Raw genomic sequence first — 16,414 nt, forward strand, 5'->3', positions numbered from 1 at the left:
TGCCTGCCGGATGAGGCCTACAGGCCGTAGCGCTCGCGCGCTTCCTTCACGGCCGTGACCGGGACCTCGCCGCGCTTGGCGAGCTGGGCCAGGGCCGCGACGACGATCGACTGGGCGTCGACGCCGAAGTGGCGGCGGGCCGCCTCGCGGGTGTCGGAGAGGCCGAAGCCGTCCGCGCCGAGCGAGGAGTAGTCCTGCTCGATCCACTGCGCGATCTGGTCCGGGACCTGGCGCATGTAGTCGGACACCGCGAGGACGGGGGAGTCCACGCCCTCAAGTGCCTTGCGGATAAAGGGAGTTCGCTCCTCGCCGCGCAGCAGGGCGGCGTCCGCCTCAAGGGCGTCACGGCGCAGCTCGGTCCAGGAGGTGGCGGACCACACGTCGGCGGCCACACCCCACTCCTCGGCGAGCAGCTTCTGCGCTTCGAGCGTCCAGTGGATCGCCGTGCCGGAGCCGAGCAGCTGGATGCGGGAGGCGTTGACCGGGACGGTGAGGCCCGCGGTCTCCGCCGTGTTGAAGCGGTACAGGCCCTTGACGATGCCCTCGTCGATGCCCGCGGGCTTCGCCGGCTGCGGCATCGGCTCGTTGTAGACCGTCAGGTAGTAGAAGACGTCTCGGTCCTCGCCGGGGGCTGCCTCGCCGTACATGCGGCGCAGACCGTCCTTGACGATGGCCGCGACCTCGTAGGCGAAGGCCGGGTCGTACGACATCGCCGCCGGGTTGGTGGCCGCGATCACCGGGGAGTGGCCGTCCGCGTGCTGGAGGCCCTCACCGGTCAGCGTGGTGCGGCCGGCGGTGGCGCCCACCAGGAAGCCGCGGCCGAGCTGGTCGCCGAGCTGCCACATCTGGTCGGCCGTGCGCTGCCAGCCGAACATCGAGTAGAAGATGTAGAACGGGATCATCGCTTCGCCGTGCGTGGCGTACGCGGACGACGCGGCGATGAAGTCGGCCATCGAGCCGGCCTCGGTGATGCCCTCGTTGAGGATCTGGCCGTCCTTGGCCTCGCGGTAGTACATCAGCTGGTCGCGGTCGACCGGCTCGTACGTCTGGCCCTTGGGCGAGTAGATGCCGAGCGAGGGGAACAGCGACTCCATGCCGAAGGTGCGGGCCTCGTCCGGGACGATCGGGACCCAGCGCTTGCCGGTCTCCTTGTCGCGGATCAGGTCCTTCATCAGCCGGACGAACGCCATGGTGGTGGCCATGGACTGGTGGCCGGAGCCCTTGTCGAAGGCCGTGAACGACTTGTCGGCCGGGGCCGGCAGCGGGGCGATCGCGTGGCTGCGGCGGGCCGGGGCCGGGCCGCCGAGCGCCGCGCGGCGCTCCTGGAGGTAGCGGACCTCGGGGGAGTCGGCGCCCGGGTGGCCGTAGGGAACGACACCGTCGACGAACTGGGCGTCGGAGATGGGGAGTTCAAGAAGGTCACGCATGTTCTTGAACTCGTCGTTCGTGAGCTTCTTCATCTGGTGGTTCGCGTTCTTGGACGCGAAGCCGTCACCGAGGGTGAAGCCCTTGACGGTCTGCGCCAGGATCACGGTCGGCGCGCCCTTGTGGGACAGGGCGGCCTTGTAGGCGGCGTACACCTTGCGCGGCTCGTGGCCACCGCGCGAGAGGTGGAAGCACTCCAGGATCTTGTCGTCCGAGAGCAGCTTCGCCATCTCGACGAGCGCCGGGTCCTTGCCGAAGAAGTCCTCGCGGATGTAGGCCGCGTCACGCGTCTGGTACGTCTGCACCTGGGCATCGGGAACCTCGCGCAGGCGGCGGACCAGGGCGCCGGTGGTGTCGAGCTGGAAGAGCTCGTCCCAGGCGCCGCCCCACAGCGACTTCACGACGTTCCAGCCGGCGCCGCGGAACTGGGCCTCCAGCTCCTGAACGATCTTGAAGTTGGCGCGGACCGGGCCGTCGAGGCGCTGCAGGTTGCAGTTGATGACGAAGGTCAGGTTGTCCAGACCCTCGCGGGCGGCGAGCGCGAGGGCCGCCGTCGACTCGGGCTCGTCCATCTCGCCGTCGCCGAGGAACGCCCACACGTGGGAGTTAGAGACGTCCTTGATGTTCCGGTTGGTGAGGTACCGGTTGAAGCGCGCCTGGTAGATGGCGGAGAGCGGGCCGAGTCCCATGGAGACGGTCGGGAACTCCCACAGCCAGGGCAGCCGGCGCGGGTGCGGGTAGGAGGGCAGGCCGTCGCCCGCGGACTCCTGGCGGAACTTGTCGAGGTGCGCCTCGGTGAGGCGGCCGTCGAGGAAGGCGCGGGCGTAGATGCCGGGCGAGGCGTGGCCCTGGATGTAGAGCTGGTCGCCCGAGCCGTCGCCCTCCTTGCCGCGGAAGAAGTGGTTGAAGCCGGTCTCGTACAGCCAGGCCGCGGACGCGAAGGTCGCGATGTGGCCGCCGACGCCGTACTTCGAGCCGCGGGTCACCATGGCGGCCGCGTTCCAGCGGTTCCACGCGGTGATCCGGCGCTCCATCTCCTCGTCGCCGTCGATGACGGGCTCGGAGGAGGAGGGGATGGTGTTGACGTAGTCCGTCTCCAGCAGCTTGGGCAGGGCCAGGCCCGCCCCTTCGGCGTGCTGCAGCGTGCGGCGCATCAGATACGCGGCCCGGTGCGGGCCGGCGGCCTTGGCGACGGCATCGAGGGAGGCCGCCCATTCGGCGGTCTCCTCGGTGTCACGGTCCGGGAGCTGGTCGAGCTCGCTCGGAAACTTGGCTACGGGGTCGATCATGATCGCCGCCTTCCGGACAGGAGGGGGGTGGAGAAAAGGGGGCCTTTGTCTGGCAGGACGGGGCCTTGGACCGGTGAGTCCGCCGTCGACTGTAAGCCGCCGATCGATGATCGATCAAAGTGCGGAGCCAAAAACTTCTTCGAATTACGAAAGTCGGCACAGGGTGCCGCGAAAATGGGCACCGGGTGCCTTGCTTTTGAAGGGGTCCCGGTGCTCTGCCGCGCAGGTCAGGCGCTACGTGGCGCGCACCCCAGGACATGGGCCTTCACCAGCGCCCCGATGGCCGGATCCCGCCGCCGGAACGCGGCGACCAGGTCCTCGTGCTCCTCCGCGTAGGACTTCTGGACGGTGCCGAGCCAGCGGATGGACAGCGCCGTGAACACCTCGATGCCGAGGCCTTCCCATGTGTGCAACAGCACACTGTTGTCGGCCGCCCGCACCAGCTCCCGGTGGAATCCGACGGTGTGCCGCACCTGCGCGGTGCCGTCGGCCGCCCGGTCCGCCTCGTACAGCGCGGCCACGTGCGGCTCAAGCGTCGAGCAGTCCTCGGCGAGCCGCTCGGCCGCCAGCTCGGCCGCGATCTGCTCCAGACCGGCCCGCACCGGGTAGCTCTCCTCCAGGTCGGCCGCGGTCAGGTTCCGCACCCGTACGCCCTTGTTGGGCGCCGACTCGATGAGGCGCAGGCTCTCCAGCTCCCGCAGCGCCTCGCGCACCGGCGTCTGGCTGACCTGCAGCTCCACCGCGATGCGCCGCTCCACGATCCGCTCACCTGGCTTCCAGCGCCCGCTGACGATCCCCTCCACGATGTGCTCGCGGATCTGCTCGCGCAGCGAGTGGACGACGGGCACGGTCATGAGGGCTCCTCCAAGGGGGCGGTGACCCCCAAACAATACGGCCGCGCCCCCGTCCGGAAGAGTCCGAACGGGGGCGCGGCCGCTGGTGAGACGAGTCTTACAACCGCCCCACGGTGCCTCTGGGAGCCTTACAGGCCGAGCTCGACCTCGAACTCGCCGGCCTCCAGGATCGCCTTGACGGCCGTCAGGTAGCGGGCCGCGTCGGCGCCGTCCACCAGACGGTGGTCGTAGGAGAGCGACAGGTACGTCATGTCGCGGACGCCGATGACGGTGCCCTCGGCGGTCTCGATGACCGCCGGACGCTTGACGGTGGCGCCGATGCCCAGGATGGCGACCTGGTTCGGCGGCACGATGACCGTGTCGAACAGCGCACCGCGCGAGCCGGTGTTGCTGATGGTGAAGGTCGCGCCGGACAGCTCGTCCGGGGTGATCTTGTTGGCGCGGACCTTGCCGGCCAGGTCGGCCGTGGCCTTGGAGATGCCGGCGATGTTCAGGTCGCCCGCACCCTTGATGACGGGGGTCATCAGACCCTTCTCGGAGTCGACGGCGATGCCGATGTTCTCCGAGTCGAAGTACGTGATGGTGCCCTCGTCCTCGTTGATCCGGGCGTTGATGACCGGGTGGGCCTTCAGCGCCTGGGCCGCCGCCTTCACGAAGAACGGCATCGGGGACAGCTTGACGCCCTCACGGGCGGCGAAGGAGTCCTTCGCCTGGCCGCGCAGCTTCATCAGCTTGGTGATGTCGACCTCGACGACCGAGGTCAGCTGGGCCTGCGAGTGCAGGGCCTTCATCATGTTGTCGCCGATGACCTTGCGCATGCGGGTCATCTTGACCGTCTGGCCGCGCAGCGGGGACGCCTCGACGGACGGGGCGGCCTTCTTCGCGGCGGGAGCGGCGGCCGGGGCGGGAGCCTTGGCGGCCTCCGCGGCGGCGATGACGTCCTGCTTGCGGATGCGGCCGCCGACGCCGGTGCCCTTGACCGCGCCCAGGTCCACACCGGACTCGGAGGCGAGCTTGCGGACCAGCGGCGTGACGTACGCACCGTCGTCACCGGAGGTGGCGGCGGGAGCCGGAGCCGGGGTGACCGGAGCCGGAGCCGGAGCCGGAGCGGCCACCGGAGCCGGAGCGGCGGGCGCGACCGGAGCAGGGGCGGCCGGAGCAGCCACAGGCGCCGGGGCCGGGGCAGGGGCCGCAGCCGGGGCGGGCGCCGGAGCGGCGGCCGGGGCCGGAGCCGCCGGGGCCGGGGCGGCGGCCGGAGCAGCGCCCGGGGCACCGATGACGGCGAGCTTGGCGCCGACCTCGGCGGTCTCGTCCTCGGCGACCACGATCTCCAGGAGCACACCGGCGACCGGGGCGGGGATCTCGGTGTCGACCTTGTCGGTGGAGACCTCAAGCAGCGGCTCGTCCTCGGCCACCTCCTCGCCGACCTCCTTGAGCCAGCGCGTGACGGTGCCCTCGGTCACGCTCTCGCCGAGCGCGGGGAGGACGACGTCGGTGCCGGAGGCACCACCGGCGGCCGGGGCGGCCGGAGCAGCGGCGGCCGGAGCCGGAGCGGCGGGGGCCTCGGCGACCGGAGCGGCCGGGGCGGGGGCGGCGGCAGGGGCCTCGGCCTGGGCCGGAGCCGGGGCGGCAGCGGGCGCGCCCGTGCCGTCGTCGATGATGGCGAGCTCGGCGCCGACCTCGACGGTCTCGTCCTCGGCCACCTTGATGGAGGCCAGGATGCCGGAGGCGGGGGCGGGGATCTCGGTGTCGACCTTGTCGGTCGAGACTTCGAGCAGCGGCTCGTCGGCCTCGACGCGCTCGCCCTCGGCCTTCAGCCAGCGGGTGACGGTGCCCTCGGTGACGCTCTCGCCGAGCGCCGGAAGGGTTACGGAAACCGACATGGTTTCGGTTGCTCCTTACGAATTGCGGAAGTGGTCGTCGCGCCCGAGGGGCTACTAGTCGTGGGAGTGCAGCGGCTTGCCGGCCAGCGCCAGGTGGGCCTCGCCGAGCGCCTCGTTCTGCGTCGGGTGCGCGTGGATGAGCTGCGCGACCTCGGCCGGCAGGGCCTCCCAGTTGTAGATCAGCTGGGCTTCGCCGACCTGCTCGCCCATACGGTCACCGACCATGTGGACGCCGACCACGGCGCCGTCCTTGACCTGGACGAGCTTGATCTCGCCCGCGGTCTTGAGGATCTTGCTCTTGCCGTTGCCCGCGAGGTTGTACTTCAGAGCGACGACCTTGTCCGCACCGTAGATCTCCTTGGCCTTGGCCTCGGTGATGCCCACGGAGGCGACCTCGGGGTGGCAGTACGTCACCCGGGGCACGCCGTCGTAGTCGATCGGGACGGTCTTGAGACCGGCCAGACGCTCCGCCACCAGGATGCCCTCGGCGAAGCCGACGTGCGCGAGCTGGAGCGTCGGGACGAGGTCGCCGACGGCGGAGATGGTGGGCACGTTGGTGCGCATGTACTCGTCGACCAGGACGTAGCCGCGGTCCATCGCGACGCCCTGCTCCTCGTAGCCGAGGCCCTGGGAGACCGGGCCGCGGCCGATGGCGACGAGGAGGACCTCGGCCTCGAACTCCTTGCCGTCGGCCAGCGTGACCTTCACACCGTTGGCGGTGTACTCGGCCTTCTGGAAGAAGGTGCCCAGGTTGAACTTGATGCCGCGCTTGCGGAACGCGCGCTCCAGGATCTTCGAGCTGTTCTCGTCCTCGACCGGCACGAGGTGCTTGAGGCCCTCGATGACCGTGACGTCGGTGCCGAAGGACTTCCACGCCGAGGCGAACTCGACGCCGATGACGCCGCCGCCCAGGATGATCGCGGACTGCGGGACGCGGTCCAGGGTCAGCGCGTGGTCGGAGGAGATGATGCGGTTGCCGTCGATCTCCAGGCCCGGCAGCGACTTCGGCACGGAGCCGGTCGCGAGCAGGACGTGGCGGCCCTGGATGCGCTGGCCGTTGACGTCCACGGAGGTCGGGGAGGACAGGCGGCCCTCGCCCTCGATGTAGGTCACCTTGCGGGAGGCGACCAGGCCCTGCAGACCCTTGTACAGGCCCGAGATGACCTCGTCCTTGTACGCGTGGACCGCGTTGATGTCGATGCCCTCGAAGGTCGCCTTGACGCCGAACTGGCCGGCTTCGCGCGCCTGGTCGGCGATCTCGCCGGCGTGCAGCAGGGCCTTCGTGGGGATGCAGCCGTTGTGCAGGCAGGTGCCGCCGAGCTTGTTCTTCTCGATCAGTGCGACGTCCAGGCCCAGCTGCGCTCCGCGCAGGGCCGCGGCGTAGCCGCCACTGCCACCGCCGAGGATCACTAGGTCGAAAACGGTGCTGGCGTCGTTCGCCACGTCACGTCCTCCATGCATGTGCGCCGGGCGCGGTCGTCGATGACCGGCGGCGGCTGGTGTTCGGCCGCTTGTCTTCGGCCCTGTGGTGGGGGCCCTGTCCTGCCGAGAACCCATCTTCGCACTTGTTGACGGAAGGCGGGACGCGGGGCCGGGGTCTGAGACGCCCGATCGTCGGACTCGGCGCTTCTCAGGGGTGACTCCACCGCATCGCGGCGGCGTACGGATTTCATCGACAGCGAAATCCGGCCGAAGCGTGACGGTACGGAGCGTGAACACGGGCGGCCCCGGGATCCATACCCGGGGCCGCGCCGTGTGTCGGCTGTGCGGGGGCTGTCAGCCGAGGTCGCCCGAGGCGGTGCGCTCGGCGAGCCGGAGCAGGGTGCGCACCGAGGAGCCGGTGCCGCCCTTGGGGGTGTAGCCGTGCGGGGCGCCGTCGTTGTAGGCCGGGCCCGCGATGTCCAGGTGGGCCCAGGTGATGCCCTCGCCGACGAACTCCTTCAGGAACAGTCCTGCCACCAGGCCGCCGCCCATCCGCACGCCCATGTTGGCGAGGTCGGCGGTGGGGGAGTCCATGGTCTTGCGCAGGTTGGCGGGCAGCGGCATCGGCCAGGACTGCTCGCCGGACTCCTCCGCGATCTCGTGGATCGCGGTGCGGAAGGCGTCGTCGTTGGCCATGATCCCGAAGGTGTGGTCGCCGAGCGCGAGGACCATGGCGCCGGTCAGCGTCGCCACGTCGACGATCGCGTCGGGCTTCTCCTCGGAGGCCTTCCACAGCGCGTCGGCGAGGACCAGGCGGCCCTCGGCGTCGGTGTTCAGGACCTCGACGGTCTTGCCGCTGTACATGCGGAGCACGTCACCCGGGCGGGTGGCGGAGCCCGACGGCATGTTCTCGGCGAGCGCCAGCCAGCCGGTGACGTTCACTTCGACGCCCAGGCGCGCGGCCGCGACGACGGCGGCGAACACGGCGGCGGCGCCGGACATGTCGCACTTCATCGTCTCGTTGTGGCCGGCCGGCTTGAGCGAGATGCCGCCCGAGTCGTAGGTGATGCCCTTGCCGACGAACGCGAGGTGCTTGGCGTTCTTGGCGTGCGTGTACGAGATCTTCACCAGGCACGGCGGGTTCTCCGAGCCGACGCCGACGCCGAGGATGCCGCCGAAGCCGCCCTTCTCCAGCGCCTTCTCGTCCAGGACCTGGACCTTGAGGCCGTGCTCCTTGCCGGCCGCCGAGACGACCGCCGCGAAGGCCTCGGGGGTGAGGTCGTTCGGCGGGGTGTTGATCAGGTCTCGGGCGCGGTTCATCTCCTCGGCCAGCGCGAGCGAGCGCTCGGCGGCGGCCTTGTGGGCCTTGTCGCGCGGCTTGGCGCCGAGCAGCGCCACCTCGGCGAGCGGGCCCTTGGCGTCGGCGCCGCGATCCTGGTAGGCGGTGAAGGCGTACGCACCCAGGAGGGCGCCCTCGCCGATCGCCTCGATGTCCTCGGCGGCCTCGATCGGCAGCGCGAATGCGGCCTTCTTGATGCCGTGCAGGGCGCGCGCGGCGTTGCCGGCGGCGATGCGCAGCACCTCGGAGGCGTACGCCTCGTCGTCGGCGGGGGCGGAGCCGAGGCCCACCGCGAGGACGAACGGGGCCTTGAGACCCGAGGGGGAGACGGCCTTGGTCACCTCACCCTCGGCACCACTGGCGCCGAGGGTCGCCAGGACAGCGGCGAGCTTCCCGTCGAACGCCTTGTCCACGGCCTCGGCGCCGGGCGCGACGACCAGCCCACCCTTGGGGCCGGCGGCCTTGGCGACGCCGACGACGAGGGCGTCGGCGCGCAGCGTCGCCGCACCGGCAGTGCTGAGAGTCAGAGCAGTCACGGTGGTGAGATCTCTCTTCCTTGAGAATCCTGTGGAGTGTTCGACCGTCGGATGGTCCGGCCGGGACCGGGGACATCGTATTTCGGACGGGTCGACCACCAGTCACCGAGCCTACGCGCGGTGACGGCGTTCGATCGCGGTGGCCGTAATTCACTCATCCGTGGTGTCTCTTTCACGTTTGGCCCGCACGCTTCGTGAGAGCTCCGTCACACTCGCCTCGATCGGGCACAGGGGGCACCGTGCTCGTTTGCATCATCACCACAGGTTCTCCATGCGCAGTCCGCGCGCGGAGGCTCTCTTTGGGGGGACAAATGAAGGCTAAGGCCTTGAAAATGGGAAGAACCAGGCTTGCGCTCACGGCGCTGATGGCTGCCGGACTGCTCACCACGGCCATCCCGGCCGCCAACGCGGCGGCCACCGTCGCGCCGCGCATCGATCTGAAGGTGCTGGTCCTCGACGACGGCGGAAGCGCGGTCGGAGCGCTCGTCGCCGAGCTGAAGAACACCGGAGTCCCGTACCAGACGGTCGAGTTGGGCGCCGCCGGCCGGCCGACCGTCAACGCCGCCTTCCTCAGCGACACCGTCAGCGGGCGGCCGCGCGCCAAGTTCCAGGGCGTCGTCGCGCCCAACGAGATCCCGTTCGGCTCCGCGGCCGCCCCCGAGCAGGCCGCTCTCGCCACGTACGAGACGACCTTCGGGATCCGGCAGATCGACGCGTACACCTGGGCGCACCCCGAGGTCGGGATCGACTACACCGACCAGAACGGCGGCTGGTCCGGCGTCCTGGACGGCGCCAAGTCCCAGGTCACCACGGCCGGCAAGGCCGGGCCCTTCGGCTACCTCGACGGGCCGCTCACCTTCGAGGACAACGACCCGACGGTGCCGGAGAGCTACGGCTACGCGGGCCACCCCAGGGACGGCTTCACCAGCTACCTCGACGCGCCGACCGGCGGCACCCTGCTCGGCCAGTACGCCCACGACGGCCGCAGCGAACTGGTCGTCACCTTCGCCTACAACCAGTACCAGGAGCAGTTCCAGGCGCTGGCCAAGGGCATGGTGGAGTGGGTGACCCAGGGCGTGCACCTCGGCCAGAGCCGCAACTACTTCACGGTGCACGTGGACGACGTGTTCGCGCCCGACTCGCGCTGGGACAGCGTCCACAACTGCACCCCGGGCGACTTCGACTGCCCCGCCGGCGGCACCACCAACCCGGACATCCGCATGACCGCGGCCGACGCCCAGTACGCGGCCCAGTGGGAGCAGGCCAACGGGTTCACGCTCGACATGGTCTACAACGCGGGCGCGGGCGAGGAGTGGAAGGCCGAGAACGGCGGCACCGACGCGCTGGCCACCCAACTCCTCGCCGACAAGGCCAAGTACCGCTGGGTGAACCACACCTACACGCACGAGTTCCTCGGCTGCGTCCAGGACAACACCGTCGTGCCGTGGCAGTGCAAGAAGAACGCCGACGGCTCCACCCAGTGGATGAGCCGGGCCGACATCTCCGCGCAGATCTCGCAGAACAACACCTGGGCCGCCCAGAAGGGCCTCCCGGTCGACAAGAGCGAGCTCGTCACCGGTGAGCACTCCGGCATGAGGGTCCTGCCGCAGCAGCCCGACGACAACCCGAACCTGGCGGGCGCGCTCGCCGACAACGGCGTCAAGTGGACCGGCAGCGACGCCTCGCGCGAGCCCGACCAGCGCGCCGTCGGCGCCGCCCAGACCGTCCCCCGGCACCCGATGAACGTGTACTACAACGTCGGCAAGGCCGCCGAGATGACCGACGAGTACAACTGGCTGTACACCTCCAAGGCCGACGGCGGCAGCGGCGTCTGCGAGAACAACCCGGCCTCCACCTGCATGACCGCCCCGCTCGACACCGCCACCGGCTACCAGTCGTACATCGTGCCCAGGGAGGCCAGGACCGCCCTTTCGCACGTGCTGTGGAACGACCCGCGGCCGCACTACGTCCACCAGTCCAACCTGGCCGAGGAGCGGATCCTCTACCCGGTCCTGGACAAGGTCCTCGGCGGCTACAAGGCCCTCTACGCCGACAGCGCGCCGATCGTGAACCTGCGTGAGAAGGACGGGGGAACCGAACTCAGCCGCAGGGCGTCCTGGGACAAGGCGCTGGCGTCCGGTTCGGTGACCGCCTACCGGATCGGCGACACTGTCACCGTGCAGGCTCCGAAGGGGGTGGCCGCACCGATCACGGCACCGGAGGGCACCCGCAAGCAACTGCTCCTCGGTACCACCGCGTTCGGGACGCCGTACGCGGGTCAGCGCTCCGACTGGTCCTCGCCCGAGCTGCTCCAGTCGGCCATCACGCTGAAGCTGCCGGCCTGACCAGCCGCCTGATCGCTCGTCACGCACGACCGCTTGTCCTGGGGGGACATCCATGCCGAGCAGTGGCCGTCATGTCACCATGCTCACGGAAGGCACATATCCGCATATACACGGGGGCGTCAGCACCTGGTGCGATCAGCTCGTACGCGGCATGCCGGAGGTCGACTTCAACGTCGTCGCCCTCACCGGCAGCGGCCGCGAGCCGGTCGCCTGGGAACTGCCGGCCAACGTCTACCGGCACACGGCGTTCCCCCTGTGGGGGCCGCAGCCCGGCAGGCGGCGACCGCTCCTCGGCAAGGAAAGGCGCCGGTTCACCGACACCTACGAGCGCTTCCTGCTCGCCATGCTCGACCCGGAGTCCGGCTGCGACTTCGCCTCGGCCCTGTACGGCCTGGCGGAGCTCGCCCGGGCCGGGCGGCTCTCGGCGGCGCTCCGCTCGGAGGCGGCACTGAAGTCGCTGATGTGGATCTGGACCATGCCGCACCTGGCACTGTCCAGGGCGAAGCCCACCGTGCACGACGCCCTGACCGCGACCGACCTCCTGGAACACGCACTGCGCCCGCTGTCCGCCCGCATTCCGGCGGACAGCGTGGCGCACGCGGTCAGCAGCGGCCTCGCCACGCTGCCCGCGCTCGCCGCCCAGCACTTCGACGGCGTGCCGTTCCTGCTCACCGAACACGGCATCTACCTGCGCGAGCGCTACCTCGGCTACCGCACCGGCGAGCAGAGCTGGCCGGTGAAGGCGGTGCTGCTCGGCTTCTACCGCGAGCTCAACACCATGGGCTACCGCCAGGCCGACCTCATCACCCCGTGCAACCAGTACAACCGACGCTGGGAGGAGCGCGGCGGCGCCCCCACCGAGCGGATCCGCACCGTCTACAACGGCGTCGACCCCGACCTCTTCCCGCACGCCGGACCCGACCCGGCGGTCCCCACCCTGAGCTGGTGCGGACGCATCGACCCGATCAAGGACCTGGAGACCCTGATCCGCTCGTACGCCATCGTCCGCGCCGAACTCCCCGAGACCCGGCTCAGGTTGTACGGAGGAGTGCCGGCCGGCGGCGAGGACTACAAGACCCGCCTGGAGAAGCTGGCCGCCGAACTCGGCGTCACCGACGGCATCTCCTACGAGGGCCGGGTCAGCGACGTGGCGAGCGCGTACGCCTCGGGCAGCGTGGTCATGCTGTCCAGCATCAGCGAGGGCTTCCCGTTCTCGCTGATCGAGGCGATGTCGTGCGGGCGCGCCACCGTGTCCACGGACGTCGGAGGCGTACGGGAGGCGGCCGGCGAGGCCGGTCTCGTGGTGCCGCCGCGCGAGCCCGCGGTGATGGCCGAGGCGACCATCGGGCTGCTCCGCGACCACGAGCGGCGGGCCGAACTCGGCGCCGCCGCCCGCCAGCGCGTGGTCGACAAGTTCACCCTGCACCGCTCGGTGGACGGCTTCCGGCGCATCTATCTGGAACTCGCCGGATGCCCCGAACCCGACCCCGCCCTGGCCGGGTTCACGCCCGAGGACGACTGGACGCTGCAGCTCACGGACCCCTGGTACCGCGAGCTGTCCGACGACCCGCAGCCCAGCACCCTCGGCGGGGCGCCCCGGTGAGCGGTTCCCTGTGGGTCGGCGGGGACGAAGGGCAGGACACCCTGCCCTTCATCCCGCGCCAGCGCCTGCCCAGGCCGCCCGAGGACGACCCCCTTACCGAACTCGCCCTGCGTCTGGAGGACTTGATAGCGGCTGCCGTCCATCCGGATGAAATAGCCGCCATTATCGAGTCCGACGGCATGTCGGACGCTCAGATAAGAGCTGTGTACGGGCACCCCGACTCCTTCTCGCTCGCCGAGGAGCTCTACGGCCGCGTCGAGCGCCGCTACCCCGAGCCCCCGGCGCCACCCGCCGAACCCTGGCACACCCACCTCGGCTCGTGCCTGCTGCGCGGGCTCGTCTTCGCGCTGCCCGGGCTCGCCTACGTCCTGGGCGCGCCCCTCCTGGCCGGCCCCCGCACCGCGCTCGGCCTGCCTGCCGGAACCATTCCGCTGCTCGCCGGGGCCGTCACCGGCTGGGTGTGGAACCAGTCGCTCTCGCACCGCGCCCACTCCTGGCTCAGCCTCGCCGACCGCCCGGCCGCCGTCCGCGCGCTGCGCCTGGGAGCCCCGCTCGGCGCCGCGCTCAGCTCGCTCACCGCACTCGCCGCGACCGGCCCGGGCGAGCTGCCCGCCGCCGCGTTCGCCGCCGGGCAGTGCTGCTATCTCGCGGCGGCCACCGCGCTGCTCGTGCTCGGCCGTGAACGCCCGCTGTTCTGGGCCCTGTTGCCGCTGACCCTCGGCGTCGTACCGGGGCTGCCGTCCTTCGTCGGGCCGGTGCTGCTGCTCGTCTCGCTGATCGCGGCCGTCACACTGGCCGTGCTCACGCTGCGCGGCGAGGCGGCCGGGCCCGGGCCGCGCGGCGCCGTCTCGCCCCGGGTCGCCGCCTCCGTGCCGTACGGCCTGTTCGGGCTCGGCGCGGGCGTCCTCGTGCTGTACGCCGCCCTCGGCGACATCTTCCGGCACGGCTCGGCGGGCACGGTCGCAGGTCCCTCCGCCGTCGCCCTCACCCTCAGCATGGGCCCCGCCGAATGGCTTCTGCACCGCTTCCGCGCCGAGAGCCTGGCGGGGCTTCGGACCACGTCCAGCGCGCGGGGGTTCCGCGGTTCGGTCGCCGCCACCGTGACCGTCTGCCTCGGCGCGTACCTGCTGATCCTGGCCGGGCTCGCCGAGGCCGGCACCCGGCTGTGGCCGGACGCCCCGGCGGTGAGCGGCCTGAGGCTGGCGACGCTGCTCCTGATCGGCGCGGTGCTGTGGACCGGGCTGCTGCTCCAGTCGTTCGGGGCGGCGCCGGGCGCGGCCCTGGTGTGCTGCGCGGCGGCCGTCGCCCAGACCCTGGCGCTGCTCCTGGGCGCGCCGCCGCCGACCGGTCTCGTCGTGTCGGGGACGGCGGCCGCGCTGCTTGCCATGCTGGTCTGCGTCCTGGTGGGAAGGGCGACCGCCCACCGGCCATGATCAGACCGAGGACCCCCGAGTACCCCGAACGCGCTGCGAGGAAGCACATGAGCAAACTCCTTGTGCCCTACTACGAGCACCCGGCCGAACAGCCGGAGGCCTGGGACGCGCTGATCGCCGCCGCGCCCTCGCTGTACGGGGTCGTCCTCAACCCGGCCAACGGATCGGGGAGTTCACCCGACGCGTCCTTCGCCGAGGTGGCCGACCGGCTGCGCTCGGCGGGCGTGCGGGTGCTCGGCTACGTGGACACCGCCTACGGCGCGCGCCCGCCGCAGGACGTGGTGCGCGAGGCGGCCCGCCACCGCGCCTGGTACGGGGTGCACGGCCTCTTCCTCGACCAGGCGGCCACCTCCGCCCTCCAACTGCCGTACTACGCCGACCTGCGGGCCGCCTTTGCCGCCTCGTACGACACGTACGTCACGCTCGTCCTGAACCACGGGGCCGTCCCGCACCCCGGCTACGCCCGGATCGCCGATCTCCTGGTCACCTTCGAGGGGCCCTGGTCCGCCTACCGGCCGGCCGGGCCGACCGGGCCCGACACCTGCCATCTGGTGTACGGGGCCCCGCCCGACGCCGTCGCCCAGGCCCCCGTCCACTGCCTCGTACCCGGTCAACTGCCGCACCCCTGGGGCACGTTGCCGCACCGCTTGGAGCCCGCCCGGTGAAACGCTCCCTCTGGCTGCTGCTTCCGCTGCTCCTGCTCGCGGCGTGCACCAGCTCCCCGGACGGCCCCGATGACGGGGACGGGGGCGGCGGCGACACCGTGCCGCCCGCCCCCTCCGGCCCGCACTGGCAGCCCAAGCCGGGCCTGACCTGGCAGTGGCAGCTCAAGGGCACGCTCGACCCGGCCGTCGACGTCCAGGTGTACGACATCGACGCCGTCGACCAGGACGCGGCGGCCGTCGCCGATCTGCACCGCCGGGGCCGCAAGGTCATCTGCTACGTCTCGACGGGCGCCTGGGAGAACTGGCGGCCCGACGCCAAGCAGTTCCCCAAGGAGGTGCTCGGCAAGGGCAACGGCTGGGACGGGGAGCGCTGGCTCGACATCCGCCGTACCGACATCCTCGAACCGCTGATCGCCAAGCGCTTCGACCTGTGCAGGGCGAAGGGCTTCGACGCGGTCGAGCCGGACAACATGGACGGCTACGACAACGACACCGGCTTCCCGCTCAAGGCCGGCGACCAGCTCACATACAACGAACTCATCGCCCGGCTGGCCCATGACCGGGGCCTGGCCGTCGGCCTGAAGAACGACCTCGACCAGATCCCGCAGCTGCTCGCCCACTTCGACTTCGCCGTCAACGAACAGTGCGCCCAGTACGGCGAGTGCGACAAGCTCACGCCGTTCGTGCGGGCGGGCAAGGCCGTCTTCCACGTCGAGTACGAACTCCCGCCGGCCAAGTTCTGCGCCGAGTCCAAGAAGCTGGGGCTCAGCTCGATGGGGAAGAAGTACGACCTGCTGGCGTGGCGCGAGCCCTGCTGAGGCTCAGCCGAGGGTGAGCGCGACCAGCGTCACCGTCGCGGAGGTCTCCGCGACCGCCCCGAACACGTCGCCCGTCACCCCGCCGAACCTCCCCACGCAGCGCCGCAGCAGCACCTGCGCGACGGCGAGCCCGGCCGGCACGGCGAGCGCGAAGTGCAGCGCGGACCAGGGCCCGAACAGCCACCCCGCCGCAGCCGAGGCCCCGGTCACCAGGGCGGCGACCGCCGCGGCGCGCCGACCCGGCACCGTGCCCGCCACCACCGCGCCGAGCCCGTCGGGACGGGCCGCCGGGACGCCGCGCCGGGAGGCCAGCGTGAGGGCGGTGCGGGCGGCGACGGCCGAGACGACAGTCGCCACGGCACCCCGGGCCCAGCCGTCCTCGTACAGCCGGGACAGGGCGGCGATCTGGGCGAGCAGCAGGAAGAGCAGGGCGACCACGCCGAACGGGCCGATGTCGCTGCGCTTCATGATGCGCAGCGCCTCCTCGGCGGGCTTGGCGCTGCCGAGCCCGTCGGCGACATCGGCGAGCCCGTCCAGATGCAGCCCCCGGGTCAGCAGGGCGGGCGCGGCCACGCTCACCACCGCCACGAGCAGCGACCCGGCCCCGAGCCCCCAGAACCCCGCGCCCGCGGCCGCCGCGCACAGGCCGACGGCGAGCCCGGCCAGCGGCGCGAGCGTCATCCCCGCGCGGGCGGCGGCGCGGTCCCACCGGGTGATGCGGGCGGGGAAGACGGTGAGGGTGCCGAAGGCGAAACGTACGCCGTGCAGGGCCTTGCTGGGGTTCACCCGGCGCAGGATATCC

The 16,414-nt window shown here is 71.4% G+C and carries 11 protein-coding genes; 5 read left to right on the forward strand and 6 right to left on the reverse strand.

The window, feature by feature from the left end; translation table 11 throughout:
• Positions 1–17 precede the first annotated feature (17 nt).
• From aceE to OHA17_RS28610, 5 genes are all read right to left on the reverse strand, one after another.
• Entirely contained in the window at positions 18–2,714 is a 2,697-nt protein-coding gene (gene aceE / locus OHA17_RS28590; protein ID WP_406508953.1) for a pyruvate dehydrogenase (acetyl-transferring), homodimeric type, read from the reverse strand.
• Between the two features lie 227 nt (positions 2,715–2,941).
• Positions 2,942–3,568, reverse strand: a complete 627-nt coding sequence (locus tag OHA17_RS28595) for a GntR family transcriptional regulator (protein ID WP_053727681.1) — start codon at positions 3,566–3,568, stop codon at positions 2,942–2,944.
• Between the two features lie 128 nt (positions 3,569–3,696).
• Positions 3,697–5,451, reverse strand: coding sequence for a 2-oxoglutarate dehydrogenase, E2 component, dihydrolipoamide succinyltransferase (gene sucB / locus OHA17_RS28600; RefSeq protein WP_406508954.1), 1,755 nt, complete (start codon positions 5,449–5,451; stop codon positions 3,697–3,699).
• 54 nt (positions 5,452–5,505) lie between these two features.
• Positions 5,506–6,894, reverse strand: a complete 1,389-nt coding sequence (lpdA, locus tag OHA17_RS28605) for a dihydrolipoyl dehydrogenase (protein ID WP_053727683.1) — start codon at positions 6,892–6,894, stop codon at positions 5,506–5,508.
• A 333-nt stretch (positions 6,895–7,227) separates the two neighbouring features.
• Positions 7,228–8,748: a leucyl aminopeptidase gene (locus OHA17_RS28610; RefSeq protein ID WP_406508955.1), complete on the reverse strand. Its 1,521-nt coding sequence runs from the start codon at positions 8,746–8,748 to the stop codon at positions 7,228–7,230.
• A gap of 332 nt (positions 8,749–9,080) precedes the next feature.
• Here OHA17_RS28610 and OHA17_RS28615 point away from each other — a divergent pair, with 332 nt between their 5' ends.
• From OHA17_RS28615 to OHA17_RS28635, 5 genes are read left to right on the forward strand one after another with little or no spacing between them, the layout of a single operon-like run.
• Entirely contained in the window at positions 9,081–11,093 is a 2,013-nt protein-coding gene (locus OHA17_RS28615; protein WP_406508956.1) for a hypothetical protein, read from the forward strand.
• A 52-nt stretch (positions 11,094–11,145) separates the two neighbouring features.
• Positions 11,146–12,696 carry a GT4 family glycosyltransferase PelF gene (pelF, locus tag OHA17_RS28620; protein WP_406508957.1) on the forward strand — a complete coding sequence of 517 codons (1,551 nt, stop codon included), beginning with the start codon at positions 11,146–11,148 and terminating at the stop codon, positions 12,694–12,696.
• Positions 12,693–14,129 (forward strand): hypothetical protein, encoded by a 1,437-nt coding sequence (locus tag OHA17_RS28625; protein ID WP_406508958.1) that lies wholly within the window; start codon positions 12,693–12,695, stop codon positions 14,127–14,129. The genes pelF and OHA17_RS28625 overlap by 4 nt, the downstream gene beginning before the upstream one ends.
• 47 nt (positions 14,130–14,176) lie before the next feature.
• The gene (locus OHA17_RS28630; RefSeq protein ID WP_053727688.1) at positions 14,177–14,794 is read left to right on the forward strand and encodes a spherulation-specific family 4 protein; all 618 of its coding nucleotides are present in this window, start codon (positions 14,177–14,179) and stop codon (positions 14,792–14,794) included.
• Positions 14,791–15,612, forward strand: coding sequence for an endo alpha-1,4 polygalactosaminidase (locus OHA17_RS28635; protein WP_406508959.1), 822 nt, complete (start codon positions 14,791–14,793; stop codon positions 15,610–15,612). The genes OHA17_RS28630 and OHA17_RS28635 overlap by 4 nt, the downstream gene beginning before the upstream one ends.
• Before the next feature lie 3 nt (positions 15,613–15,615).
• On the opposite strand, the gene OHA17_RS28640 is transcribed toward OHA17_RS28635, so the two are convergent.
• On the reverse strand, positions 15,616–16,407 hold the full coding sequence (locus OHA17_RS28640; RefSeq protein WP_406510835.1) for an adenosylcobinamide-GDP ribazoletransferase: 792 nt from the start codon (positions 16,405–16,407) through the stop codon (positions 15,616–15,618).
• Positions 16,408–16,414: the final 7 nt, after the last annotated feature.

The sequence above is a fragment of the Streptomyces sp. NBC_00212 genome (assembly GCF_045206365.1).
GTDB lineage: Bacteria > Actinomycetota > Actinomycetes > Streptomycetales > Streptomycetaceae > Streptomyces.

Coding starts and splice junctions, on each gene's coding strand:
- OHA17_RS28595 (WP_053727681.1), bottom strand. CDS start 3,568: ATGACCGTGCCCGTCGTCCACTCGCTGCGCGAGCAGATCCGCGAGCAC.
- sucB (WP_406508954.1), bottom strand. CDS start 5,451: ATGTCGGTTTCCGTAACCCTTCCGGCGCTCGGCGAGAGCGTCACCGAG.
- OHA17_RS28615 (WP_406508956.1), top strand. CDS start 9,081: ATGGGAAGAACCAGGCTTGCGCTCACGGCGCTGATGGCTGCCGGACTG.
- OHA17_RS28630 (WP_053727688.1), top strand. CDS start 14,177: ATGAGCAAACTCCTTGTGCCCTACTACGAGCACCCGGCCGAACAGCCG.
- pelF (WP_406508957.1), top strand. CDS start 11,146: ATGCCGAGCAGTGGCCGTCATGTCACCATGCTCACGGAAGGCACATAT.
- aceE (WP_406508953.1), bottom strand. CDS start 2,714: ATGATCGACCCCGTAGCCAAGTTTCCGAGCGAGCTCGACCAGCTCCCG.